Here is a 26,024-nt window from a genome sequence, read left to right as displayed (position 1 = left end):
ATGGACCCGAGCACAACGCTGAGCGCCGACACCCTCGTAATCGACGGAATCCCGTTGAACTCCCGGCTGATCATGGGAACCGGGGGAGCGCCCAGCATGGAGGGACTCGGTGAGGCGCTCGCTGCATCAGGGACGGAACTGACCACCGTCGCAATGCGCCGCTACACACCGGAAACAGGAGCATCGCTGTTCCAGCTCCTGCACTCGCAAGGGATGCGTATCCTGCCGAACACCGCCGGATGCTTCACTGCGCGTGAAGCCGTTCTGACTGCTGAGCTTGGCCGGGAGGCACTGGAAACCAACTGGGTCAAGCTCGAAGTCATCGCCGACGAGCACACCCTGCTGCCGGACGCCCTGGAATTGGTGGAAGCAGCCGAAACGCTGGTGTCCCGCGGGTTCACCGTCTTTGCCTACACGAACGACGATCCCGTCCTCGCCCTGCGACTTGAGCAGCTGGGTGCAGCCGTGGTCATGCCGCTGGGTGCACCGATCGGCACAGGACTGGGCATCCTGAATCCGCACAACATTGAGCTCATCGTGTCCCGCGCAGGAGTCCCCATTGTGCTCGACGCCGGAATCGGCACGGCGTCGGATGCGGCCTTCGCGATGGAGCTGGGCTGTGACGCGGTTCTCCTGGCCACAGCGGTAACCCGCGCCCAGGACCCCGTGGCAATGGCGGCCGCGTTTCGGCACGCTGTTCTGGCTGGTCGTCTGGCGTCACGGGCAGGAAGGATACCCAAACGTGAGCATGCGCTCGCTTCGTCACCACACGATGGCCGCGCTGATCTCTAGCTGCACCGATTAGCTGTGCCTCTTGGCTGAATCGCCTAGCGGAAGTCAGCTGATCAGCGCCGCTTGAGAATTGCAGTCATGGCCTCTGCGTCTGCCTGCTCGCGGTGACGGCCGAACCGCCAGGCGGCACACGCGGTCACGATGGTTGCTGCAACCAGCGGTAGGAGCCAGACCATCCAGAACAGATCAGGATGGTATCCCAACCCCGCGAACTGCAGAATGATCCACAGGATCAGCGCCGAGCTGAGGGAGATCCCGGGAAGCAGCAGCATTCCATATCGATGATGTCGCCGGTCAGCAAACCAGGCGAAGAAACCGATGGAGATGGCGACGCCGGTGACCACAATCACCGAAACCATGGAGGATCACTCCGGCTAGAGAGCGCCGAACCCGATGCGGCGCGACTCGCTCTCGCCAATCTCGACGTAGCCAAGAACACCGGCGGGAACGATGACCTGGCGCCCCTTGGAATCGGTCAGGCGAAGTTCTGCGCCACCGTTCATTGCTTTGCTGACCACATCGGCAACTTCGTCTGCCGTCTGGTTCGAATCGAGCACAATCTCGCGGTTGACGTTCTGAACGCCGATCTTGATCTCCACAGCTAAAGCCTTTCGTTGACGAGCAAATGACTCTCGGAGGTGCACACCCGGCGCCTCTGAACTAAGGGAAATGTAACTTACATTTCTTTGGGGAACCGACTAATTCCGCGCCAAGCTAAACGGTAGACGAGCTCACTGGCTGCATCGATGTCGAGGCTACCGTCCGTCTCCAGCCAGTATCGGGCGCTGACCTGCGCCATGCCGGCCATAGCCCGCCCAAGCAGGGTTGCCTCCAGATGGGAAAGCCTCGTGTCTCCTGAGATGACGCCGGCGATCTCGTCAGCGAAGCGTGCATTGAATGCTTCAAGGCGGCGGCTGACATCAGGGTCGTTATTGAGGTCCGATTCGAAGACGATCCGGTGGGCCTGGCTGTCCTGCGCGATGAACTGGAAGTATGCGCGCATAGTGGCGTGCACGCGCATCTTGTTGTCCGTGGTGGACCGCAACGCCTCGACCAGCAGTTCGGTCAGCGATGCTAGATGGCTTTCCAGCAGTGCAAGGTACAAGTCCCTTTTCCCGGGAAAGTGTTGGTACAGCACCGGTTTGCTGACATGCGCAACTTCGGCGATCTCATCCATTGCCGCGCCGTGGTATCCATTCGCGACGAACACCTCATGGGCGGCGCTCAGCAATTGCCGCCGCCGCTCGTCCCGCGGCAGCCGGGTGGCTTTTCCGTTTGCCGGTGCCTCTGAACTCACGTGTCTGGGCTTTCGGTTGTGTGTCTCATACGGACTTGAATCCCCAGCCGTGCAGCGGGGTTCTCCAGTCTACTGCGCAACGGGCGGCAACGGGCCCTGACGGCATCCGAGTGGGTCGTGCAGTGGACGCCGCAACAGTGTTACGCAACAGGCAGCCCGTGGGCATACATTGAAGCATGCGTCCTTTGACTCTTTCCCCCGGCCCGTTGGTGGAACCCCTTGCCGAGCTCAGCAAGGAAGAGATAGAGCGGTATTCACGTCACCTCATCCTTCCGGAGTTCGGACTTGAAGCCCAAAAGCGCCTCAAGAACGCGCGGGTCCTGGTGATTGGTGCCGGCGGCCTGGGCTCACCTGCGATCCTCTATCTTGCCGCGGCCGGAGTCGGAACGCTCGGAATTGTGGATGACGACGTCGTCGACGTCTCCAACCTGCAGCGGCAGGTAATTCACGGGGTGGGCAATGTCGGCCAGACTAAAGCGAGCTCGGCCGAGCAAAGCATCGTGGACCTCAATCCGCACGTAGCGGTGATCCGGCACGAGGTACGTCTGGACAACAGCAACGTCCTCGAAATTTTTTCCGGGTATGACCTGATCCTTGACGGTACGGATAATTTCGCTACCCGCTACCTCGTCAGCGACGCCGCAGAGATCCTCGGTAAACCTTATGTCTGGGGCTCCATCCTCCGTTTCGACGGTCAGGTGAGCGTCTTCTGGGCCGAGCCGTCGGTGGGAGGCCCCAGTTATCGTGATCTCTACCCGGAAGCGCCTCCGCCGGGTGCAGTTCCATCCTGCGCTGAAGGAGGCGTGCTCGGTGTGTTGTGCGCGCAAATCGGCTCAGTGATGGTCAACGAGGCGATCAAGCTGATCACCGGGATCGGTTCAACGCTTTTGGGACGGGTACTGATTTTCAATGCACTCGACATGACGTGGCGCGAACTGCGGGTACGCAGAGATCCTTCCGCTGCGCCGATCACTGAACTCTCGGACTATGAAGCGTTCTGCGGCCTTACGCTGAACACTGAGCAGGAACCGGAAGAATTGCCCTCGATTACCGCCGCACAACTGGAGGAACTGCTGAAGGAACGTGCTGCGGGTAGGCGTGACTTCGACCTGATAGACGTGCGCGAACCGGGCGAATATGACATTGTCCGCATCGAAGGAGCCACTCTAATGCCCCAGAACCGGATCCTTTCAGGCGAGACAGAACTCGACACTGCCCGGGAAATGTATGTCCACTGCAAAGCCGGCAGCCGTTCCGCCAATGTCGTCCGGCATCTTCGCGAACAGGGTGCGGGCAAAGTCTATAACGTGGAGGGCGGAATCCTGCAGTGGGTCCATGACGTCGAACCGGAGAAACCTGTGTACTGAGCAGTACACACCACTACTAAGCAGCGCTAAGCGCGTGCCGAGAGACGCCGACGGTATGGAGCAATACCGGGGTACTGCCGCCCGAAACTTCAGACAGTTCCGGTGCGGGCTTCCAACTCGTGAACAGGACAGCTCTGTTCCGGCGGCGGTGCAGCGGCGTCCTCAGGTTCGATCCCGTACAGGGCCTCCAGTGCAGAGGTGTAGTCTTCCTGCCGTCCCTCCGCGGCGAGCTGCCGCGCACGAACCGTGGGAACGTGAAGGAGTTGGCGGACCATCCGGCGCAACGCAAACTCCACCTCTTCTGCTGCAGCGGTGCATCCGTGCTGCGCACGGACACGGGCCATCTCGGCGTCGAGCACCTGTTGAGTGTGCTTGCGAAGGGCCACGATTGCAGCATCAACGGACCGCGAAGCGGCCTGTTCCTGGAAGGCCTCGGCCGCACCGGACACCAACTCACCGGCCTGGCGAAGTGATTCCGCCTGTTCTTCAGGTGCGGCCAGGCGCACCGACTCCAGGGTGATGAGTTCCACGTTCTGCACAGAAGCCACCTCGGGATCGAAGTCGTGGTTCAGTGCGAGGTCTACGATCACGAGGGTGCGGTCAACGCCTTCCCTCAGTTGCTGCATGTCGGCAGCGCTGACCCGGCGTTCACTGCCGCTGCAGCCTATGACGACATCCGCGCGAGTGAGCGCACCGGGCAGTGCTTCGTCTGAGAGGGCGGTTCCGCCGCGCGTGGCGACAAAACCCTCAGCCCGCCCCGAGGGGGAGTAGACGGAAACATCTGTGCAGCCGCGTTCGCGGAGGAGTGCCATGGTAGCTCCCGCGTAGGCGCCGGTACCAAAGACAACCACTGACTTCTCCGAGAGGTCGCGGGTACTTGAGAGGTCCGCAGCGAGGTCGAGGGCAACCGAGACAATGGAGCGTCCGCGCGCTCCGAGGGCGGTTTGCGCCCCGACATCACGGGCAGTACGGGAGGCTGCCTGGAAGAGCCGCACAAGACCGCCGCTGGCGGTTCCCGTGCTTTGGGACTCGACGAGCGCACGACGCACCTGGCCAGCTATTTCCCGTTCGCCGACGACGGCGGAATCCAGCCCTGCGCTCACGCTGAAGAGGTGGCGCGGTACATCCTGCCCGGTGAGGGTGGTGAATGATCCGGAGACCTTGCTCTTCGGCAACCCGGAGGTGTCACTGATTGCTGCAATAAGCGATGAGCGGGCTGCCTCGATATCCGCGTCAGAGGTGGCCTCGCCGTAGATTTCAAAGCGGTTACAGGTGGCAAGCGATACCGCGCCGGCAAGCGCCGGGCTGTCTTGAAGCGCGGATGAAGCAACCTGGGCGGCCCCGACGCTCAGCCGGGCGACCGTCTCCAGGTCGATATCCGAGTGGGTCGCGACCAAGGAAAAGTAATTCACAGCCATTCCAGCATAGCCAAGACGGGCATCGGGACCCTAATAGGGTTGCCTAACTCACCAAGGTCCTTACAGCGTCGGAATCCGCGCCCTTGAGCGGAAGTGAAGGCGGATGGCCGCTTCGGTTCGTCCCTGCAGGAAGGTGATTTCGACCACCAGCGAGGAACGCGGTTATCCAAGCGGGTCGAACTTCGGCAGAATCGACCCATGACCCTCAGCGCAACGCACCCCCTGACGGACGGAACGACGTCGGAGTCTCCGCTTATCCAGTCCTACCTCGGCCGGACACCGTCCCGCAGACCCGTCTGGTTCATGCGGCAGGCGGGACGCTCGTTGCCGGAGTACCGCGCGCTGCGGGAGGGCACAGCCATGCTTGACGCCTGCCTTGATCCCGCCATGGCCGCCGAGATCACCCTGCAGCCTGTGCGGCGCCATGACGTCGACGCCGCCATCTTCTTCTCCGACATCGTGATCCCGCTCAAGCTCGCGGGCGTGGACGTGGACATTGTGCCCGGTGTTGGCCCCGTTCTGGGAAGCCCCATCCGCAACGCGGCGGACATCGCAGCGTTACCTGAACTGACGGACCGGGCACTGAATCCGATCCGGGAGGCGGTGGCCCGTACCGTCGCTGAACTGGGAAGCACGCCGCTGATCGGCTTTGCAGGCGCTCCATTCACGCTCGCTGCCTATATGGTCGAGGGCAGGCCGTCCCGCGATCACCTGGGTCCCCGCACCATGATGCACGCGGATCCCGATGCCTGGCGGGCACTCACCGAGTGGGCGGCAGACGCCTCCGGCCTGTTCCTGCGGGCGCAGCTGGAAGCCGGCGCCAGTGCCGGTCAGCTGTTCGATTCGTGGGCCGGATCGCTGGGGCTAGACGACTACGTAGAGCACGTTGCGCCGGCGTCATCCCGTGCGCTCGATCATATCCGTGACCTCGGAGCACCGCTCGTGCATTTCGGAACGGGCACCTCGGAGCTCCTGGTGGCCATGCGGGATGTCGGCGTCGATGTGGTGGGAGTGGACTACCGCCTTCCGCTCGACGAAGCCAACAGGAGACTCGGCGGAACGGTCGCGCTGCAGGGCAACATCGATCCAGCTCTCCTCTCGGCACCGTGGGAGGTACTCGAAGCGCACGTACGGGCAGTGCTGGAAGCGGGATCGTCTGCTCCCGGTCACGTGGTCAACCTCGGGCACGGCGTTCCGCCCGATGCTGACCCCGAGGTGTTGACCAGGGTAGTTTCACTCATTCATTCGGTGCCGCCGAGCCGATGAGCCGAGGGAAGCAGGTCGAGGCTGGCCCCGCTGTCGTCATCATCGGAGGCGGGATCGCCGGATTGTGCGCTGCGCGGGAACTGGTGGTGGCGGGTCTGCACGTGACCGTGCTTGAATCCTCTGCGGTGTTCGGAGGGTCCGTAGCCAGCCATGAACTGGCCGGACTAACGCTCGACGCCGGTGCGGAGTCGTTCTCGACCCGCTCCGACACTGTGCCGGCTCTGGCGCGTGAGCTCGGACTGGGCAACTTGATCCGCACCCCGAATGGGGCCGGTGCGTGGCTGTACCTGCGGTCAGCGGAGAGCGGGTCCACCGCGGTCCCGCTGCCACAATCCGGAATCCTTGGGATACCCGCGGATGTGCGCGATCCTGCGCTGCCCGGGCTGATCGGGCGTGCAGCGAGCCTCAGGGCGGGCCTGGACCGTGCGTTGCCCCTGGGCAACCTGCTGAACCAGGATCAGCTCAGCCTCGGTGCGGTGGTACGCGCCCGGATGGGGCCGGAGGTGCTGAAGCGGTTGGTGGCTCCCGTCGTCGGTGGTGTGCTCTCGGCTGATCCTGATGACCTCGATGTCGACGCGGCCGCCCCCGGATTACGGGCGATGATGCGTAAGCACGGATCGCTCGGCGCGGCAGTGGGCGCCATGCGGAAAGCTGCGCCGGCGGGCACCGCCGTCGCGGGTCTTGAGGGTGGGATGCACCAGTTGGCGTCTGCGCTGTCCCAGCGCCTGGAGCGTGACGGCGCAGTCCTTCGGGCATCGGAGCGCGTGCAGCGCGTGCAGCGCACTGCCAACGGTTGGACCGTGACCACCCGGACCGGCGCTATGCAGACCGATGCCGTGGTGGTTGCAACTGACGGTCCCACCGCCGTCGACCTGCTGACGCCGACGGTACCGGGACTGGCCGACGACCGTCCGGCTGTGGTACCGGCGGTGGCTCTGGTCAGCCTGGTGGTTGATGTGCCGGAGCTCGATGCGGCGCCGCGCGGGACGGGCGTGCTGGTAGCCAGGGATGCGCCCGGTATGCGGGCGAAGGCGTTGACTCACGCCACCGTCAAGTGGCTGTGGTTGGCCGAGCGGGCAGGCCCGGGAAGCCACGTGCTGCGCCTGTCCTTCGGTCGCGGCGCAGTTGACGACGAAGCGGCACAACAACCCGACGCTGACCTCTATCTGGCCGCCTTACAGGATGCATCGGCGCTTCTTGGGGTCGAGATCACGCAGGCGGACGTCGTCGACTGGGATGTGGTGCGTTGGACCAACGCACTGCCGCACGCCACGCTGGGGCACCGGGACCGGGTTGCCCGCATTCGCGCTGCGGCAGCCGCTGAGCCCGGGCTTGAACTCACCGGTGCATGGCTTGCGGGCACGGGGCTGGTAGCGGTGATCGACAATGCCCGTGACCGCGGGGCTGCACTGGCCAGGCGCCTGCTCGTGGATCGTTGACACCCGGCGTTGTGAGATTGGTAACCTTCTACTGACTGTAGAACTCTCTAATTTTTATTTGCCTGTTGACAGGAGCAGACTGGATCCATGAGCGAAAATGCGGGCTATAACCACGTGCAGAGTACCTCCGCCAGCCACACGTCGCAGAGCGGTGAGGACACTGGAACGGATCAGTTCTACACGCTCTGGACAGTCTTCAAACGGTCGGCCGGGGCTCCGGACAACGGCGCAGCGCTCGAAACTGCCACTTCCGAACTCGAGGCAGCAGGCGTCAGCGTCCGCGGCTTCTATGACGTCTCCGCCATGCGTGCAGACGCAGACATCATGATCTGGCTCCACGGTTCCCAGGCGGAGGATCTCCAGAGCGCCGTCCGTACCCTCCGTCGGACGGCAACCCTCGCCGGTGCAGACATCGCGTGGTCCGCCATGGGCGTACACCGTGATGCCGAGTTCTCCAAGAGCCATTCGCCCGCGTTTGCCCGCGGAGTGGCGCCGGCGGAATGGGTCTGTGTCTATCCCTTTGTGCGGTCCTATGACTGGTACATCCTTCCCAGCGAGGAACGCCGCGAAATGCTCTACGACCACGGCATGAAGGGGCGCAAGTTCCCCCAGGTGCTCTCTAACACGGTGTCCTCGTTTGCCCTTGGCGACTGGGAATGGATTCTGGCCCTGGAAGCTCCCGAGCTCGTGGATCTGGTGGATCTCATGCGCCACTTGCGGGAAACCGAAGCCCGGCGGCATGTCCGCGAAGAAGTTCCGTTCTACACGGGCCGGCGGATCAACGCCCGGGAAGTAGCAGAGGTACTCCGATGAGCACGTCCACGTTCAATCCACTTGACGGCGTCGATGAAAACGGACGGATGGCACCGAAGAATTACGACGCGATCGTGCTTGCGTCCTTTGGCGGCCCCGAAGGCCAGGATGATGTCATTCCCTTCCTCCGCAACGTCACCCGCGGCCGCGGCATCCCCGACGAGCGTCTGGAAGAGGTCTCGCACCACTACCGGGCCAACGGCGGCATTAGTCCGATCAACCAGCAGAACCGCGAACTGAAGGCCGCGATGGAGGCAGAGCTTGCCCGCCGCGGCATTGACCTGCCGGTGCTGTGGGGCAACCGGAACTGGGCCCCCTTCATTGCGGACACCCTGAAGGAAGCGTACGACGCCGGTCACCGCCGCATCCTGGCCGTCACCACCAGTGCATACTCCTGCTACTCCAGCTGCCGGCAGTACCGGGAGGACCTCGGTATGGCGCTGGTTCAAACTGGGCTGGCCGGCCGGCTTGAAGTGGACAAGGTCCGCCAGTACTTCGATCACCCCGGGTTTGTGGAGCCGTTCGTCGAGGGAGTCACCCGCGGGTTGAAGTCCGTTCAGGAACGCCTCGCCGCAGACGGCGAGTCCGGGGCTCCGGTGCATATCATGTTCGCCACCCACTCCATTCCCACCGCTGACGCCGAAGCCGCCGGCCCCCGGAACGAAGCCGGCGGGCCGGTCCTCGATGAGGGCGCCTACGTTGCCCAGCACCTTGCCACTGCGCAGGCTGTACTAGACCGCGTGCCGGCGGCGGCAGATTCCGAATGGTCGCTCGTGTACCAGTCGCGATCGGGGGCACCGCACGTGCCATGGCTGGAGCCGGACATCAACGACGCCCTGGGTGACCTCGCGGCCACCGGTGTCAAGGGTGTTGTCATCGTGCCGCTGGGATTCGTGAGTGACCACATGGAGGTTGTCTGGGACCTTGATACCGAGGCGATGGAAACCTGCGCGGAACTGGGTTTGGTAGCCGAGCGCGTTCCGACGCCCGGCACGCATGCGAAATTCGTCAGCGGCCTCATTGACCTGGTCAGCGAGCGCACCGCGGACAACACCATCATCGAGCGGCCCTCCACCACGGACCTTGGTCCCTGGTATGACGTCTGCAGGCCCAACTGCTGCGCAAACCGCAGGGGAGAGAAGCCCACTGTAGCCGGTGCCGATTCCACCGTCGGGCTCCCGGGAGCAGAACAGGCATGACCCCGGCCGTGCGGGTAGGAACCCGTGCCAGTGCGCTCGCGCTGACGCAGACCACGACGGTGGCGGAATCGCTCGCAGCTCTGGGCGAATTCGGCTACGAGCTCGTGCGCGTGAGCACCACCGGCGACGTCAACCGTGCGTCACTGTCCCAGATCGGCGGCACCGGTGTCTTTGTGGCAGCCCTTCGCGAGGCACTGCTGGATGACAACTGCGACGTCGCGGTCCATTCCCTCAAGGATCTACCGACAGGGGAAGCCGAAGGCCTTACCGTTGCGGCTGTCCCCGAACGCGCCGATATCCGGGATGCACTGTGCGCCCGCGACGGACTGACACTGGCCGGGCTGCCCGAAGGCTCCAGTGTAGGGACCGGTTCTCCGCGACGCGCTGCACAGCTCAGGGCTGCCCGTCCTGACCTTTCCATCATCGATATCCGCGGCAATGTGGATACCCGCCTGGCCCGGGTCGCCGGCCTGGTGGATGGCGGACCGGGGGACCTCGACGCCGTGGTGCTGGCCGCTGCGGGCCTGACGCGCCTCGGCCGCCAGGGGCTCATCACGGAGTATCTGGCGACCGAATTGATGCTGCCCGCGCCGGGGCAGGGCGCACTGGCTGTCGAATGCCGCTCCGACGACGCCGGTGCCTCCGTTTTCGCCCAGGCTCTCCGACAGTATGATCACTTACCCACCCGACTCGCCGTTACGGCTGAACGGGCGGTTCTGCGCAGGCTCGAAGCCGGATGCACGGCTCCTATCGGCGCCCATGCCACAGTGACTGACGACGTGCTGACCCTGGAAGCTGTGGTGTGCAGCGCAGACGGCGGCCGCTTGCTGCGCCGCACAGAAATCACCGCGGACCTTTCAGTGGGTGGAGCAACCAGCGCCGGCGTCGTGCTGGCCGAAGAACTGCTCGCGAACGGTGCGGCGGAAATTGCCGGGCTCAGCGCGGATCTATGACCGTCGGTCGCACTAACGGTGATCTGTCAGGACTGACCGTCGCGCTGCTCCGGAGTGCGGATCGGGGTGCCGCAATGGCAGCGGAACTGACCCGGCGTGGCGCAAAGACGCTGTTGGTTCCGCTGATCGACTGGGAACTTCCCGCAGATACCGCTGAGTTGGACCGGTTCCTGGATGCTGCAGATTCCTACGATTGGCTGGTGCTCACGAGCGTTACAACCGTGCGCGTTCTAGCGCAGCGGGCACGCGTTCGGCGGGTTTCCCTGTCATCGCTCATCGGTTCCGTAAAGGTAGCCGCCGTTGGAGCCGCTACCGGTGCTGCGCTCGCGGAACTCGGAGTGAACGTTCAGCTGACCCCAGAGCAGGACCAATCTGCTGAAGGGCTTCTGGCAGAACTGCCTGCGCAGCCGGCTCGTGCCCTGCTGCCCCAATCGGATCTTGCCGCCGACACGCTGCGGGCAGGCCTGGCCGGCCGCGGCTGGATGATCGACGCGGTCACCGCCTACGTCACTGTCGGTTATCCCGCTGCTGCCGAACGGCGGGTCAGTGCCGTCAACGACGGTGCTGACACCGGCGACTCGGTCGACGGCGATACCGTCAACGCCAACCCCGGCGAGCCGGCAGGAACTGTCACGCAAAAGGAATTGTTGGGCGACCTTCGGCAGGGAAGAATCGACGTCGTCGTTCTCACGTCACCCAGCATCGCGGCCCGGCTGCATGCCATGATGGAATCGCTGCCCTGCACCGTGGCAACGGTCGCCATCGGGCGCCGCACGGAGCGGGACGCGTCAGCGCTGGGAATGCGGATCGACGCAACAGCATCCGCCCCCAGCCCGGCAGGAATTGCAGATGCGGTGAGCACCGCCGTCGTCAATCATCGGAAGAGGAACTAACGCATGAGCTTCCCTCAACACCGGCCCCGCCGGCTGCGCTCCACCCCGGCAATCCGCCGGCTGACGGCGGAGAACCGGCTCAGTCCGGCAGAGCTGGTTCTGCCGGCATTCATCCGTGAAGGACTGACCGAGCCCGTCCCTATCAGTTCGATGCCGGGAGTGGTTCAACACAGCTCGGCCACCCTGAAGCGTGCTGCAGCGGAAGCCGCCGGGCTTGGCATCGGAGGCATCATGCTCTTCGGCATTCCTGCGCACCGTGACGCGACAGGGAGCGCGGGAATCGATCCCGACGGCGTCCTCAACCGCGCCATCGCTGATGTCCGCTCTGAAGTGGGGGATGCCCTCGTCATCATGAGCGATGTGTGCCTGGATGAGTTCACCGACCACGGCCACTGCGGTGTGCTGGCGGACGACGGTGCCGTGGACAATGACGCAACGCTGGAACTCTATGCGCAGATGGCGGTTGCCCAGGCCAACGCGGGCGCGCACGTGCTCGGCCCGTCCGGGATGATGGACGGCCAGGTGGGTGTCATCCGCCGCGCCCTTGATGATGCCGGTCATCCGGAGATCTCCGTGCTGGCTTATGCGGCCAAGTACGCTTCCGCGTTCTACGGTCCTTTCCGGGAGGCTGTGGACTCGCAGCTGACCGGTGACCGCCGGACGTACCAGATGGATGCGGCCAACCGCCGGGAAGCGCTTCACGAGGTGCAACTGGATCTCGAGGAAGGCGCTGACATGGTGATGGTCAAGCCGGCAATGAGCTACCTCGATATCGTCGCGGACGTGGCTGCTATGTCGCCGGTTCCGGTTGCCGCTTACCAGATCTCGGGCGAATACGCCATGATCGAGGCTGCTGCCGCGAACGGCTGGATTGACCGTCGTCGTTCCATTGAGGAGTCAGTGCTCGGTATCAAGCGTGCGGGAGCGCAGATCATCCTCACGTACTGGGCCACCGAGCTCGCCACCTGGCTGAAGGAGAGCAAGTAAATGACACACTCCGAGGATCTCTTCGCGCGGGCACAGACGCTCATGCCCGGCGGGGTGAATTCGCCGGTGCGGGCCTTCGGCTCCGTGGGCGGCACTCCCCGCTTCCTCGTGTCGGCACAGGGTCCATACGTGACTGACGCCGACGACCGCCGGTACGTTGACCTGGTGTGCTCCTGGGGGCCGGCGCTGCTCGGGCATGCCCATGCCGCGGTGTTGGACGCAGTCCATCAGGCGGCTGATCGCGGGCTGTCCTTCGGCGCGTCCACGCCGGCTGAAGCCGAATTGGCGCAGCTGGTGCGGGACCGGGTGTCCGCCGTCGAACGCATCCGTATGGTTTCCACCGGCACTGAAGCGACCATGACCGCGGTCCGCCTGGCGCGCGGGTTCACGGGCCGCAACCTCATTGTGAAGTTTGCCGGCTGTTATCACGGTCACCTGGACGGGCTGCTCGCGGCCGCCGGGTCGGGGGTTGCGACACTGGCACTCCCGGGATCCGCCGGCGTGACGGACGCGACTGCAGCCGAGACGCTTGTGCTGCCGTACAACGATGTTGAGGCGGTGGAAGCCGCTTTTGCCGAGCACGGAGCTTCCATCGCGGCGGTCATCACCGAAGCTGCCCCGGCCAACATGGGCGTAGTCGAACCCGCCCCCGGCTTCAATGCGGCGCTGTCCAGGATCACCGCAGAGTACGGTGCGCTCTTCATCATGGACGAGGTCCTCACGGGCTTCCGAGTGGGTCCAGGCGGCTACTGGGGCCTTGTCGGCGAGGGCGAGGGGTGGTCCCCGGACCTGCTGACATTCGGCAAGGTGATCGGTGGCGGGCTTCCTGCCGCTGCGCTCGGTGGCCGAGCGGACGTCCTGGAATACCTGGCGCCGCTGGGACCGGTCTATCAGGCGGGCACACTCTCCGGGAACCCGCTGGCCATGGCGGCAGGAGTTGCCCAGTTGACCCACGCAACCGACGAGGTCTACCGGCACATCGACGCCCGCTCCCTGGAGCTCTCCGCCGCGGTATCGGAGGAACTGTCCCGGGCCGGCGTCGACCATTCAGTCCAGCGTGCCGGGAACCTGTTCAGCATCGCCTTTGGGACGTCCGAGCGCGGCGTGGTGAACTACGCCGACGCCCAGGCGCAGGAAACGTTCCGGTATGCGCCGTTCTTCCACTCCATGCTTGAATCCGGCGTCTACCTCCCGCCGTCGGTGTTCGAAGCGTGGTTCCTTTCCTCGGCCCACGACGACGCCGCGATGGAACTCATTGTGTCGGCGCTGCCGGCCGCCGCGCGCGCCGCAGCTGCCGCAGGAGCGACGCCCCCGGGCGTCTAGCTTTCACGCGGTCTTCATCCAGGGCGCAGGAATGGCCGGTCGCCCCCAGTGGGGCGCCGGCCATTCCTGTTCTGTATCTGTGGAAGCGGGGGAAGTCCTAGAAGGCGGGAGCTACGTCACCGCTCGGCCAGGTTTCTTCGATGTACTGCTTGACCTCGGGGGAGTGCAGCAGCTCCTCGAGCTTGGCGATGCGTGCATCACCCTCGGAGGAGGTGTTCCAGGCGAGGAAGTTCGCATACGGGTTGCTTTCGACGGACTCCACAATGAGGGCGTTCTCCGTGCTGAGACCGGCGTCCAGAATGTAGTTTCCGTTGATGATGGCAAGATCTACGGTCGGATCCTGCAGATCATTGAGCAGCAACTCCGGCTGATTCTCGATGAACTCGAGACCCTTGGGATTCTGCTCCTCGGTCAGCGACAGGACGGAGGCCTCTGCTTCGATGTTCTCCAGCAGGCCGGCTTCCTGCAGGAGCGTGAGGGCGCGCGCCTGGTTGGAGGGGTCATTGGTGATGGCTACGCGACCCCCGTCGGGGATAGCCGAGACGTCGTTGTGCTTTTCGGAGAAGGCAGCGTAGGGCTCGATGTGCACGCCCTCACCATGGGCGAACTCATAGCCCTGGCTCTCGACCTGGCTCTCGAAGTAGGGCAGGTGCTGGAAGTAGTTGGCATCCAGGTCGCCTTCGCTCAGCGCGATGTTGGGAGTGGTGTAGTCGTCGAACTCCTGGATCTCGAGCTCAATGCCGCTGCCTTCGGCCAGGTTGTCACGTACGAACTCCAGAATCTGGGCGTGGGGTACCGGGCTCGCGCCTACGGTAACCGTAGCCGGGCTGGCGGGATCGAGGGTTTCGACGGCGGCGGCCGGAGCGCTGTCGCCCGCTCCGCACGCTGAGAGGGCAAGAAGAGCGGCCAGTCCGGCGGCTGCCAGCGAAAACTGCTTACGCATGTTCAGTGCGTTCCTTTCGTAGTACCGGCGGCCGGGGTTATCCGGGCGCCGGGTTCAAGACGGCTGGCGGCTACCGGCCGTCGTCGGCCGCGCCTGAAAAGCGCGGCAAGTTGTGGGTCAGTGTCAGACTCCGACGACGTTTGCGGCTTCTGCGCGACGGGCCTGTCTGCTGCGGCGGGCACCGGCCGTGGCCGCTGTTCGGTGGTCCGCCCGCTGGGCAAGCCGGTCCCCGATGAACTGAATGATCTGCACAATCGCGACAATGATCACGATAATGACCACCATCACTGTGGTGTCGAACCGTTGCAGGCCATAGTTGTAGGCCAGTCTGCCCAGGCCTCCGCCACCGATGATTCCTGCCATGGCCGAGTACCCCACGAGAGTGACGAGGGTTGTCGTGAATGCAGCAATCAAGGACGGAAGGGCCTCGGCGATCATGACCTTGGTGATCACCTGGAGACGGGTGGAACCCATGACAAGGGCGGCGTCAATCTTGCCTGGCGTGACGTCACGCAGGCTCGTCTCCACAAGACGGGCAAAGAACGGGATGGCTCCGATACTCAGCGATACTGACGCAGCAACGGGACCGATCGAGGATCCGGTCAGGAACCGGGCCAGCGGAATCAGGGACACCATGAGGATCGCGAAGGGAATTGACCGCGTGATGTTCACAACCACATCGCTCACAACGCGGTTTGTCACCGGCATGGGACGCAGGCCTCCCGGGCTGCTGGTATGCAGAAAAACACCGAGCGGAAGTCCGATCAGCAGCGTGAAAAATCCCGAGATACCGATCATTTGGAGAGTCGCGAGGAACTCCTCCGGCAGCGCTTCTGTAATTCCAGGGTTCTCGAAAAGATTGTCGAGGAAATTCATGCCGCAACCTCCACGTGCACGCCGGCGTCTTCGAGATAGGCGGTGATTTCGCTGATAGGCCTCGGGGAATCAACTTCAACGCGTAGCCTGCCGAAACGGGAGCCTGCGAGTGTCTCCACCGTTCCTGCGATGACGTTCACACTGGCATCAAAGCGCCGGGTCAGTTCGGAGAGGACCGGCGCTGAAGCGCTCCTTCCGACCAGCAACAGGTCCAGCTCGGGTAGAGACTGATTCACGGCGGTGGAGGGCAGCGGCATCAGGGATTTGCCCAGGGAACCGGTGCGGTTACCGACAACGTCCTGAAGGGGACCGTGCTCGATGATGCGGCCGCGCTCAAGCAGGGACACCGAATCGCAGATCCGCTTCACCACGTGCATCTCATGCGTGATGACCAGGACCGTCAGGTTCAGCGTGTGGGTGAGGTTGCGAATGAGCGTGAGGATGTCCTCAGTGGTGGCGGGGTCGAGCGCCGAGGTGGGCTCGTCGCACAGCAGCACGTCCGGATCCGAAGCCAGCGCCCGGGCGATTCCTACGCGCTGCTTTTGGCCGCCGGAGAGCTGGGAGGGGTAGGCGTCTGCGAATTCTGCGAGGCCGACCAGGGAGAGCAATTCGCCGACCTTCCGGGCGATCTCCCCCTTTGGGGTCTTCACCAGCTCCAGGGGATGTGCAACATTCTGGGAGGCCGTCCTCGAGTCCATGAGGTTGGCATGCTGGAAGACCATGCCGATACGACGCCTGGCTGTCCGGACTTCGGAATCCTTGACGCGCGTAAGGTCCCGGCCGTCAATGACGACTGAGCCGGACGAAGGGCGGTCAAGAAGGGTCAGGCACCGGACGAGAGTTGATTTGCCTGCGCCCGAGTGTCCCACAATGCCGTGGATTGAACCTTTGGGCACTGAAAGGGTGACATCGTCCAGAGCCGTGATGGTTCGCTCGCCCTGGCGGTAGGTTTTGCGCAGGTTGGTGACTGTAATCATTGGTCCTCATGCTGTGTGGGGCTCCGCAGGATCGGCTGCGGATCCCCTGCTCCGGCGAGCAGGGAAGAAGTATTGTCAGCGCGCCGTTCGGGAGGAAGCGGCAGCCGGGGCCGCCGGGGAACCGGCCGTGGCAGGCGCGCATCGATGCTCTGCAATTCTGGCACGTGTGAAAGATCCGGCTGAAATTTAGTGCTGAGGATCACTGATAAGGCATTGTTGTCGTAATTTATGCCCGTTTCGTCGAAGATTGTGCGGCTTCTAGGTGGTGGCTGAGTCAGCCTGGGCGCCGGTATTCCGTTTGCACTCACGAGGCGATCGCCGGCCACTGGCCCTCCACCACTGCATCCGGATTGCTGCGGCGGAGGTATTCCTGGAAACTTTCGGCCTGCCGGAGCGCCCAGGTCATCTGGAACTCATGCAGCTCCGAGGCAGGTTTGCGCAGGTGCGGGAACCGCTCCGCCAGGACCGCGGCCACGCCGAGAGTCGCCAGGACATCGGCGGATGAAGTATGCGCGTTCTCCAACGGGACGCCGTAATGCGCGCACATGGCGGTGAGAGTTCTTTTTCCCGGCCGGAAGCGGTCTGCGTGCTTGTCCATCACGTACGGGTCCAGCACCGGAAACGGGTTGGGTGTTCCAACACCATGGCGCACACCCTCACGTGCGAGGACCGTGAAGTCATAGCGCGCGTTGAAAGCAAGCACCGGAATTCGGTCCCGGAAGAACCCGAGGAGGACGGCTGCAATCTGGCTCACTACGCGGGAGGCAGGGGACCCGTACGCTTGCGCCGTCTGGTTGGCAATGCCATGGACGGCAGTGGCCTCGGGTGGAATGTCCACCCCGGGATCGGCCAGCCACTCATGATGCTCCTGAACCTCGCCGCGGCCATCGACGAGGATGATCGAGGCCGTCACGATACGTGCGGTGAGGGGATCGCGGCCGGTTGTTTCAAGATCGAAGGCCGCCCGGGGACACATGTGCCAGCTGTTCATGGCTCCGACGCTATCCGGGGGCTCTGACATTTCCGTTTCTGCTGTTCGTCGGCACCCGGGAGCCGTCCAGGCTGCTGTTCGCTTGTCGATAGTCTGGGTTGGTGCACGAGAAAGGTCTGGACTATGACGAGGCGGTCCTCGACGTCGTCAGCCTGATTCCCTCAGGGAAGGTGCTGACGTATGGCGATATCGCCGTGATCCTTGAAAAGGGCGGCCCGCGTCAGGTTGGAGCGGTCATGTCGCGCGGAGGCGCCGATGTTCCGTGGTGGCGCGTTCTCCGCGCTGACGGTAAGCCGCCGCTGGGGTTGGAAGCTACCGCTGTCGGCCACTATCTGGACGAATCAACGGCGTTGCGGCCCGTGGCCGAACGGAGTCGGGAGGCGGGCGGTTCCGCCGGGTGCCGGGTCGATGTGCAGAAGTCCCGCTGGAATCCCGGGCCGGCAGAGCAGGCCGCGCTTCAGCGCATCCGTGCCGACTTTCACGCTGCGGTTCCAACCTGGGACGAGGGTCCACCCGAATTGTCGGAGCCGGATGATGGGCTGTAAGCATGAGTAGCTCTCCGCGCGTCGACGCAGTTCGCCTACCCGCCGCTGGCCTGCGGTTGCCGGCCAATGCCGGGCAGGCACTGCCCACCCCGGTCCTCAGCGCCGAACAACAGGAGGTGCTGGCCCTGGGCCCGGGAGAGGGCCCGGTGCTTGTCCTTGGCGGTCCGGGAACCGGCAAGACGCAGCTGTTGGTGGAGACCGCGGTCAGCCGGGTTCTGGACTCAAAGGTGGAACCTCACCGGATCCTCATCATGGCGCCCACCAGGATGGCCGCAGCACGCCTTCGGGATGAGGTCACTTCCCGTCTGGACCGCAGCGTAAGCGCGCCGCCGGCACGTACCTGGTCGTCCTACGCCTTCGACCTCATCCGTCGAGCCCGCGTGGCAGGGCTGCTGCCCGAGCTGACCCGTTCTCCCCGGCTGCTTTCCGGCGCTGAACAGGACCTGATCATCAAGGAACTCCTGGAGGGCCATCGCCTATCGGGTCAGCTGGAGGCGCGATGGCCTCCGGGATTACGGCTCGCTCTTGGAACAAGAGGTTTCAGGCAGGAGATTAGGGAGCTCTTTGACCGTGTGAGCGAGTACAGTGTGCATGCTGAAGAGCTTGCTGACTTCGGGCGCAGGTTTGATCGACCCGAATGGGTCGCCGCAGCAGCCCTCTACAGTGAGTACCGGGACATTCTGGACCTCCGGATGCCGGAGGCTTTTGATCCCGCCGGAATCCTGACCGCCGCGCGGGGCATCCTTGAAACCAATCCCGGATTCTGCGTTGAGGAACGCAGTAAATATTCCCTGATCCTGATCGATGATTATCAGGAGTCCAACACGGCCATGCACGCGCTGTGCGGCGTTCTTGCCGAGGGAAAAGATGCTTTGATTACCTCCTGCCCCGACACCGCAGTACAGGGCTTCCGTGGTGCCCGTCCAGAGCTTGCCGCGCGGTTGCACGAGGTGCTTGGTGGGGTCCGCACCGTGCAGCTGACCACCTCCCACCGCCTGTCCGGGATGCTTGCATCGGGCTGGGCATCGATTGCGGCGAGGACGCCTGTGAGCGGAACGCCTGTGGGCTACCGAAGGCTGACAGAGCCAGGTGAAGCCGCTGCAGTCAAGGCACAGGCCGATGCTGACACTCCAACAGCCGGAACTCTCTCCGTTCACGTGGTTGACTCTGGTTTCCATGAGCAGCGCTACGTTGCGCAACGGATTCTGGAGGCACATGTTGATGACGGGCGGAGCTTTGACCAGATCGCCGTTATCACCAGGACGGGCACGCAGGTTACTGAGCTTCAGCGGTACCTCGCGGGCCAGGACATCCCCGTCAGCGTCCCGCCGGCCGAGCGTGCTATCCGCGATGAACCGGCAGTCCGGCCATTGCTTGACATCCTCGCCGCCGTGACGGGAGTGAGAGAGCTTGATGCGGAATTGGCCGTTTCACTCATGACATCCCGGATCGGCGGGGCCGGGCCGCTTGAGATTCGCCGCCTGCGTCAACTGCTGAGGCAGGAGGAACGGCTGGAAGGGGGAGCAAGGAACTCTGACCAGCTGATTGTCGATCTTCTGGCTGAGGCTTCGTTTGATGACCCCAGGGCGCAACTCCGCCCGGTCCGGCGGCTGCATGGGATGCTGAGCGCTGGTCGTGACGCGTTGCAGGATGAGGCGAGTACGCCTGAAACAGTGCTGTGGGCGGTGTGGTCCGCATCCAGGCTCTCCTCCCGATGGGAAGAGGCTGCAGTCCAACAGGGAGCGTCAGCGGCACGCGCGGACCGGGATCTCGATGCCGTTGTTGCACTGTTTCAGACGGCCGAGCGTTACGTGGACCAGATGCCGGGGGCACCCACAACCGGTTTCCTGGAGTACCTGCTGAGCCAGGAGCTTCCAATGGACACGCTCGCAGCACGCGCCCAGAAAGGAGCCGCCGTCGCGGTCATGACACCGGCCGCTGCGGCCGGCCGCCAATGGCCGGTAGTGATCGTGGCTGGCGTACAGGAGGGGGTATGGCCCAATCTCAGGGTCAGGGGAGAGCTGCTGGGCTCAGGTGATTTGGTTGCGCTTCTGGAGCATGGCCGGGACTTCCGGTATCACCGTGATCCGCTTTCCCTGATGCAGTTGACTCGGGCCGACGAACTGCGAAGTTTTTCGACCGCGATCAGCCGTGCGTCCGAAGAGTTGGTCTGCGTGGCGGTTTCGTCGGAAGATCAGCAGCCTTCTTCCTTCCTGGAAATCCTCGACCCGCTTCCGCCCGGTACTTACGAGCGCCCCCGAACGGAGGTGAAGCGTCCGCTGACCCTGCGTGCGCTCGTTGCAGAGCTGCGGAAGTACGCCCAGCAACCTGAACGAAATGCCGACACCGCTGCCGAAGCCGTCCGGCACCTCGGAAGGATGATGCTCCACGAGCCGCGGGTTCCGGGTGCAGATCCCGCACAGTGGTGGGGCCTGTCGGCGCTCTCTACGTTGGATCCGGTCATTCCCCCTGATGCCGTCATACCGGTCTCACCCTCGAAGGTGGAGGCGGTACTGGCCTCACCTCTGAACTGGTTTGTCTCGGCGGCTGGAGGAGAACGGCCCACTGACTTCGCCAGGTCACTGGGGACGCTCGTCCACTCCATCGCACAGGACATGCCGGACGCCACGGGAAACCAATACGTCGCGGAACTGGCCCGCCGCTGGCCCGCCCTCGGTATGAAGGACACCTGGGAAACCAAGGCGGACCTCCGGCGTGCCGAGGAAATGGTGAGGAAGCTCGGCGCTTACCTCGTGGAGATGAGAAAGTCCGGCCGCACATTGGCCGGCACTGAGGTGAGCTTCAGCGTTGACCTGCCGGTGATTGTTGAAGGCGGAGAGCGGCAGGCGCGCCTCCGCGGGCAGATCGACCGCCTCGAAACTACCCATGATGGCGGACTATTCATTGTGGATCTCAAGACCGGGAGGAAAGCCCCAAAGGATTCCGATATGCCGGCCCACCCGCAGCTTGCCGCGTATCAGGTCGCTGCCAGTGCGGGCGGGCTCGCCGACAATCCCGGAATGGTTGCAGAACCCGCGGAAATACAGACGCTAGGGGGAGCCGCGCTCGTGCACCTTGGCACAAGTGCCAAGTCCCCCAAGGTTCAGGATCAGCCCGCCCTCGGGCCAGAGGACTCCTGGCCGCAGGAGATGATTCAGCAGGCTGCTGGACTGATGTCTGCGGCTGAATTTGAAACCGTCCACGACCCCAGCCGGTCAGCGTACGGCGGCGCCGGGTGCCGGCTGCCGGAGATTTGCCCGCTGTGCGTTGAGGGAAGGCAGGTAACCGAATGAGCCTGGAAGCGGCACACCTCCGGGCGACTGATACTGCGTCGGCGGATACTGCGTCAATGTACTCCGCGGAAGCATTGGCTCAGCTCCTTGCCGGCGGGACCAGCGCGGACATCCTGTACCCGACCGGAGAGCAGACCCGCATCATCGAAGCTCCGCTTCAGCCTCTGCTGGTGATCGCCGGGGCAGGGTCCGGAAAGACCAAAACCATGGCCGACCGCGTGGTGTGGCTCGTTGCAAACGGTCTGGTTCGGCCTGATCAAATCCTGGGCGTCACCTTCACCCGTAAGGCGGCCGGTGAGCTCGCTGCCCGCATCCGGCAACAACTTCAGGCGTTGTACCGTGCCCAGGGAGAGAGCACTCTTGAGTCAGGGGAGGACCGCCTGGAACCCACCATCTCCACCTATCACTCCTACGCCAATGGAATCGTGCAGGACTACGGTCTACGCCTCGGCGTGGAGCGCGATGCCGTCATGCTTGGCACGGCGCAGTCCTGGCAGCTGGCAGGCAGAATCGTTGAATCCTACCGGGGCCCATGGGAACACCTGTCGGCGGCGAGGACAACGCTGACCGGAGCTGTTCTCACCATGGCTTCGGAATGTGCCGAGCACCTTGTAGACCCTGCGGCAGTGAGGGTTTCACTGCTCGAGCAGATCGACTCAGTAGCGGCCCGCCCCTACCTGCTCGGAAAGCCGAAACCGTCCACGCAGGGCGCACGCGATCTGCTGAATAAACTGCGGACCCGTGTCACTGTCACTGAGCTGGTGGAACAGTACGCAGCAGCGAAAAGTCAGGGCGGGCAGCTTGATTACGGTGACCTTGTGTCGCTGGCCGCACGTATCGTCAGCGAAGTGCCGCAGGCGGTCGATGCTGAGCGGCAGAAATACGCAGTTATCCTACTCGACGAGTTTCAGGACACCTCGCATGCACAGATGGTCCTCTTCGCCAGGCTGTTCGGTGACGGCCGGTCGGTGACGGCGGTGGGAGATCCGCACCAGTCCATCTACGGGTTCCGTGGGGCATCAGCCGGTCAGCTGGGGACATTCAGGTCACGATTCCCGGTGCACACCGGTGCCCGGCTGGAGCCAGCACCCATGGTTAATCTTTCTGTGGCGTGGCGGAACTCCACGAGCATCCTTGCGGCGGCCAATGCAGTGGCTGAACCGCTCAACGTACCGCCTCCATGGCTCGGCCCGCAGCACCAGCTGATGGTTCCCGCTCTGTTAGCGAGGCCAAAGGCACCGCTGGGAGAGGTGTATCTTGCGCGCTACCGCAGCGAAAGCGCCGCTGCGCCGCAGGACCCATCCGCACCGGACAATCCGCAGACCAATGAGGCGGCTGCGATGAGCCGCATCATTCAGGAGCAGCGGCGTCGGTACTTCGATCTGGACGACGACGGTCGGCCGCTGCGCCCGACCATCGCCGTTCTTTGCCGCGGGCGCCGGCAGTTCGAGCCGTTACGGCAGGAACTGCAGTCGCTGGGGATACCGGTCCAGGTCATTGGATTGGGAGGACTCCTTCGCACGGCGGAGATCATCGAGATCCTCTCAGTGCTTCGGGTCCTCGGGGATCCGGAACGGTCAGATGCGATGCTGCGGCTCCTCGCCGGAGCACGCTGGCGCCTCGGCAGCGCAGACCTGATGGCGCTCGGTGATTGGGCACGGCAACTGGCCTACGATCGGGAGCTCCGGATAAGTCAGCTCCGGGTGGGCACCGGAAAGCCTGATGCGCAGGAAGGCGCTGCCCACCAGGGCAATACCCGGGATTCAGCCGTGTCTGAGCCTGAGCAGCTGCCAACGCCAACGGAAGACGCAGAGCCGGCCAGCCTTGTTGACGCCGTTGATCACCTTCCACCAGTGGGCTGGGTATCAGGCAGCGGGCGCACTCTTTCTGAAACAGGAAGGGAGCGCCTCGTACGTCTGCGGGACGAACTGCGCGGGCTGCGCCAGTCAGTGGGAGATGACCTGCATAGCCTCATCGGTGAAATCGAGCAGACACTCCTGCTGGATATTGAGCTTGCTGCCAAGCCTGGAGTGAGCGTGCACGAGGCCAGGCGCAATCTCGACGCGTTCGCAGACGCCGTCAGCGGGTTCGTCTCGACGTCGGACCGCATTGACGTTCAAGCCTTCCTTGCCTGGCTGGAGGCCGCTGACTCTGAGGAGGATGGATTACCTGTCACAGCGCTGGAGACAAGCAGGGAAGCCGTTCAACTACTGACAGTGCACGCTGCCAAAGGTCTCGAGTGGGACGTGGTGTTGGTGCCGGGGATGAATGAGGGTTCTTTTCCGAGCGGAACCGGATCGCGCTGGAGCTCGGGAGATGCTTCGGTACCGTGGCCGCTTCGCGGCGATGCCGCAGAGCTGCCGCAGTGGGATTGGGACCAACCTGACCAGAAGTCCTGGCTTGACAGCGAAAAACTGTTCGCTGAGGACGCCCTGACCCATACTGAACGTGAGGAACGGCGGCTCGCCTACGTGGCACTTACACGGGCACGCCATGTCCTCGTCTGTTCGTCGTCGGCATGGGGAGGAGGGCGCTCCAAACCGACGGCGCCGTCCCGCTATCTGGAACGGCTGCGGGAACTCGCGGCGGCCGGTGAACCGGGATACCGGGAACTGGCCTGGATCGAAGACGTCGCTGTGGGCGCTGACAATCCCGCTCGTGCACACAGCGACAGGGCGATCTGGCCAATCGATCCCCTACGCCGGCGCCGCGGCGGAATGGAGCTGGCTGCGGCGGCTGTTCGGGCAGCGGCGGATGACCTGCGCCATGGTTCTGGCCCTGAACCGGGCACCGAAGATATTGACTTACCGGGACGCTGGAGTGATGAGGTCCGGAAGTCGCTGGCGCGGCAGCAGGGCAGACTTGCCTCCGTACCGGTTGAACTTCCCACCCATATCTCCGCCTCCCTGATGGTCGAGCTCACAGAGGATAGCGACGGCGTTGCACGGCGGTTGCGACGGCCTGTGCCACGGCGTCCGGGAACCGCCGCCCGGCGCGGAACGGCATTCCACGCGTGGATCGAAGAATTTTACGGAACAACAGGGATGCTCGATCTAGGCGAGTTTCCAGGCGCGGCCGACTCCTTCGTGGACGACGGCCTGCAGCTTGAGCAGCTTGCCGAAACGTTCCGGCAGTCGATGTGGGCGCAGCGGGTGCCGTACGGCATTGAAGTGCCCGTGGAAACACGCGTTGGGTCCGTTGTTGTCCGCGGCCGGATTGATGCGGTCTTTCAGGACGACGACGGCACCTGGGACCTCCTCGACTGGAAGACCGGGCGGCCTCCGGCGCCGGCGGACCGTGAAGCGAAAGCAATCCAGCTGGCGATCTACCGGCTGGCATGGTCTCGTCTGAAAAACGTGCCGCTCGCTGGTGTTCGGGCAGCGTTTTACTACGCAGCGGAAGATCAGCTGGTTCGGCCACACGATCTCGCGAGCAGTGAAACATTGGAAGCAATTGTGCGGAAGGCGACGAGCGCCGGGTCCGGCGGTTAGGGGCGCGGAATTATGGGGAGAGCGGAAGTTTCGAGATTTTCCGGGTCCTGTGGAGCCGCTGCGACCTCAGCGTCGTCATCCCTGCTCACGAAGTCTTCATCCCCAGCGTTGGCGGCCAGTGCGGCTTCCTCGGCGGCGAGATCGGCGGAGAGTGAGCGCATCATCTCTTCGGCTTCGCTGACCATGCCGTCGTCGCCGAGGGCCAGGCCGCGAACCATCCACTGTGCCAGCGCAAACTCCGCTGCCAGCGCGGCGCGCCGCAAGAGATGCTCGTCCGCGGCATCGGGGCGGGCGCTGACATAGGCCTCGTGCACCTCGTCGGCGAACTCGGTGTCCTGCGTTGCGGCGAGCCAGGCGAAATCATCCGCGGGGTCGCCGATGGAAAGGTCCGTCCATCCTGCCACCGCACAGACGCGGCCCGCCGCAAGGAGCAGGTTGTCTTCGTGGATGTCGCCATGGACCACGGTGGGATTGAATCGCCAGAGTGAGACATCCTCCAGCGCGTGCTCCCAGCGACGCAGCAGATCCGAGGGGATTCTGCCGGTGGTAGCGGCCTGATCCAGCTCGTTGAGCCGGCGCTGCCGTACTTCGTTCGCTTCATACGCAGGCAGGTCGGCTTCGTTGACGAGGGTCCTGGGCAGTTCGTGGATCGCAGCGATTGCGCGGCCGATTTCCCTGGCCAGTTCACGACCGCCCTTTGCGAGCTCATCGAGAGACCGCGGTGATCCTTCAATGTGGGAGTACACGAAGGTGCGAAGGTCACCGAGCCTCACGGTGCCTGCAACGTGAGGAATGAGGAACGGGAGCTCAGCACGAACAGCGGGAGTGAACGCACGCAGTACCTGCAGTTCCGTCTCCAGGCGCATGCTGGCCTCGGCGTGCCGTGGTGCGCGAACGCGCCACTGCTTGCCGGAGTCATCGATCAGTAGGGCTGACTCGAAGTCGGCGGGATCATCGGGGGCGCTGGAGACGCCGGTCGGGGCAAGGCCCGGCACGGCCGCGCTGGCAAGGGCCGCAAGTTCCATCGGTGAGCGTTTCACATCATCCACCGTAAGCGCGCGAGGTCACCGGCTCGAATGTCCAGCAACGGCGAGTCGCCGCTCACCCCCACTATTCCTCCAGAAAAGCCCTTTCGAATGTCTTTTTGTGGGCGCGGGACCG

General features: G+C 64.0%; 22 protein-coding genes. 13 read left to right on the top strand and 9 right to left on the bottom strand.

The genetic code is table 11. The features are described from left to right. Window positions 1-792, top strand: a complete 792-nt coding sequence (locus ABFX19_RS00380) for a thiazole synthase (protein WP_346027116.1) — start codon at window positions 1-3, stop codon at window positions 790-792. A gap of 53 nt (window positions 793-845) precedes the next feature. Here the strand turns inward: ABFX19_RS00380 and ABFX19_RS00375 are convergent, their stop codons facing one another. The 3 genes from ABFX19_RS00375 to ABFX19_RS00365 form a co-directional block, all read right to left on the bottom strand. Then, window positions 846-1,151: a hypothetical protein gene (locus ABFX19_RS00375; RefSeq protein WP_346027115.1), complete on the bottom strand. Its 306-nt coding sequence runs from the start codon at window positions 1,149-1,151 to the stop codon at window positions 846-848. Between the two features lie 15 nt (window positions 1,152-1,166). Further along, a complete protein-coding gene (locus ABFX19_RS00370) occupies window positions 1,167-1,391 on the bottom strand; it encodes a DUF3107 domain-containing protein (RefSeq protein WP_056549637.1) in 225 nt (74 codons plus the stop codon). 77 nt (window positions 1,392-1,468) lie between these two features. Beyond that, window positions 1,469-2,089, bottom strand: coding sequence for a TetR/AcrR family transcriptional regulator (locus tag ABFX19_RS00365; RefSeq protein ID WP_056549639.1), 621 nt, complete (start codon window positions 2,087-2,089; stop codon window positions 1,469-1,471). 176 nt (window positions 2,090-2,265) lie between these two features. On the opposite strand from ABFX19_RS00365, the gene moeB reads away from it, so the two are divergent. Further along, window positions 2,266-3,456 carry a molybdopterin-synthase adenylyltransferase MoeB gene (gene moeB / locus ABFX19_RS00360; protein ID WP_428830997.1) on the top strand — a complete coding sequence of 397 codons (1,191 nt, stop codon included), beginning with the start codon at window positions 2,266-2,268 and terminating at the stop codon, window positions 3,454-3,456. 89 nt (window positions 3,457-3,545) lie between these two features. On the opposite strand, the gene ABFX19_RS00355 is transcribed toward moeB, so the two are convergent. Then, entirely contained in the window at window positions 3,546-4,874 is a 1,329-nt protein-coding gene (locus ABFX19_RS00355; RefSeq protein WP_277357624.1) for a glutamyl-tRNA reductase, read from the bottom strand. A 198-nt stretch (window positions 4,875-5,072) separates the two neighbouring features. Between ABFX19_RS00355 and hemE the strand changes: the two genes are divergently transcribed. The 8 genes from hemE to hemL all read left to right on the top strand — a co-directional run bounded on the left by hemE (window position 5,073) and on the right by hemL (window position 13,747). After that, complete coding sequence (gene hemE / locus ABFX19_RS00350; RefSeq protein WP_346027113.1) at window positions 5,073-6,140, top strand: uroporphyrinogen decarboxylase; 1,068 nt, start codon at window positions 5,073-5,075, stop codon at window positions 6,138-6,140. Further along, on the top strand, window positions 6,137-7,579 hold the full coding sequence (hemG, locus tag ABFX19_RS00345) for a protoporphyrinogen oxidase (RefSeq protein ID WP_346027112.1): 1,443 nt from the start codon (window positions 6,137-6,139) through the stop codon (window positions 7,577-7,579). Before hemE ends, hemG begins: the two co-directional genes overlap by 4 nt. Before the next feature lie 87 nt (window positions 7,580-7,666). Continuing rightward, entirely contained in the window at window positions 7,667-8,392 is a 726-nt protein-coding gene (gene hemQ, locus ABFX19_RS00340) for a hydrogen peroxide-dependent heme synthase (protein ID WP_346027111.1), read from the top strand. Beyond that, window positions 8,389-9,591, top strand: a complete 1,203-nt coding sequence (locus tag ABFX19_RS00335) for a ferrochelatase (protein ID WP_346027110.1) — start codon at window positions 8,389-8,391, stop codon at window positions 9,589-9,591. The genes hemQ and ABFX19_RS00335 overlap by 4 nt, the downstream gene beginning before the upstream one ends. Beyond that, window positions 9,588-10,544 carry a hydroxymethylbilane synthase gene (gene hemC, locus ABFX19_RS00330; protein WP_346027109.1) on the top strand — a complete coding sequence of 319 codons (957 nt, stop codon included), beginning with the start codon at window positions 9,588-9,590 and terminating at the stop codon, window positions 10,542-10,544. The genes ABFX19_RS00335 and hemC overlap by 4 nt, the downstream gene beginning before the upstream one ends. Further along, window positions 10,541-11,437, top strand: a complete 897-nt coding sequence (locus ABFX19_RS00325) for a uroporphyrinogen-III synthase (RefSeq protein WP_346027108.1) — start codon at window positions 10,541-10,543, stop codon at window positions 11,435-11,437. Before hemC ends, ABFX19_RS00325 begins: the two co-directional genes overlap by 4 nt. Window positions 11,438-11,440: 3 nt before the next feature. Further along, on the top strand, window positions 11,441-12,424 hold the full coding sequence (hemB, locus tag ABFX19_RS00320) for a porphobilinogen synthase (RefSeq protein ID WP_346027107.1): 984 nt from the start codon (window positions 11,441-11,443) through the stop codon (window positions 12,422-12,424). Further along, window positions 12,425-13,747, top strand: a complete 1,323-nt coding sequence (gene hemL, locus ABFX19_RS00315) for a glutamate-1-semialdehyde 2,1-aminomutase (protein ID WP_346027106.1) — start codon at window positions 12,425-12,427, stop codon at window positions 13,745-13,747. It begins immediately after the preceding gene. A gap of 97 nt (window positions 13,748-13,844) precedes the next feature. On the opposite strand, the gene ABFX19_RS00310 is transcribed toward hemL, so the two are convergent. The 4 genes from ABFX19_RS00310 to ABFX19_RS00295 form a co-directional block, all read right to left on the bottom strand. Then, entirely contained in the window at window positions 13,845-14,690 is an 846-nt protein-coding gene (locus tag ABFX19_RS00310) for a MetQ/NlpA family ABC transporter substrate-binding protein (RefSeq protein ID WP_277357615.1), read from the bottom strand. 123 nt (window positions 14,691-14,813) lie between these two features. Then, window positions 14,814-15,566 (bottom strand): methionine ABC transporter permease, encoded by a 753-nt coding sequence (locus ABFX19_RS00305; RefSeq protein WP_346027105.1) that lies wholly within the window; start codon window positions 15,564-15,566, stop codon window positions 14,814-14,816. After that, window positions 15,563-16,543, bottom strand: coding sequence for a methionine ABC transporter ATP-binding protein (locus tag ABFX19_RS00300; RefSeq protein ID WP_277357613.1), 981 nt, complete (start codon window positions 16,541-16,543; stop codon window positions 15,563-15,565). The genes ABFX19_RS00305 and ABFX19_RS00300 overlap by 4 nt, the downstream gene beginning before the upstream one ends. A gap of 304 nt (window positions 16,544-16,847) precedes the next feature. Further along, complete coding sequence (locus ABFX19_RS00295) at window positions 16,848-17,534, bottom strand: 3'-5' exonuclease (RefSeq protein ID WP_346027104.1); 687 nt, start codon at window positions 17,532-17,534, stop codon at window positions 16,848-16,850. 101 nt (window positions 17,535-17,635) lie between these two features. On the opposite strand from ABFX19_RS00295, the gene ABFX19_RS00290 reads away from it, so the two are divergent. From ABFX19_RS00290 to ABFX19_RS00280, 3 genes are read left to right on the top strand one after another with little or no spacing between them, the layout of a single operon-like run. Beyond that, on the top strand, window positions 17,636-18,079 hold the full coding sequence (locus tag ABFX19_RS00290) for an MGMT family protein (protein ID WP_346027103.1): 444 nt from the start codon (window positions 17,636-17,638) through the stop codon (window positions 18,077-18,079). A 2-nt stretch (window positions 18,080-18,081) separates the two neighbouring features. Then, entirely contained in the window at window positions 18,082-21,372 is a 3,291-nt protein-coding gene (locus ABFX19_RS00285) for an ATP-dependent helicase (RefSeq protein WP_346027102.1), read from the top strand. Beyond that, window positions 21,369-24,863: an ATP-dependent helicase gene (locus ABFX19_RS00280; RefSeq protein WP_346027101.1), complete on the top strand. Its 3,495-nt coding sequence runs from the start codon at window positions 21,369-21,371 to the stop codon at window positions 24,861-24,863. The genes ABFX19_RS00285 and ABFX19_RS00280 overlap by 4 nt, the downstream gene beginning before the upstream one ends. Here the strand turns inward: ABFX19_RS00280 and ABFX19_RS00275 are convergent. Continuing rightward, window positions 24,860-25,903, bottom strand: a complete 1,044-nt coding sequence (locus ABFX19_RS00275; RefSeq protein ID WP_346027100.1) for a macrolide 2'-phosphotransferase — start codon at window positions 25,901-25,903, stop codon at window positions 24,860-24,862. The genes ABFX19_RS00280 and ABFX19_RS00275 overlap by 4 nt on opposite strands. Window positions 25,904-26,024 lie beyond the last annotated feature (121 nt).

It is taken from the genome of Arthrobacter parietis, assembly GCF_039530425.1.
GTDB classification, from domain to species: domain Bacteria; phylum Actinomycetota; class Actinomycetes; order Actinomycetales; family Micrococcaceae; genus Arthrobacter_D; species Arthrobacter_D parietis.
Note: the sequence above shows the minus strand (reverse complement) of the source record. Positions and strands in the feature narration are given on the sequence as shown.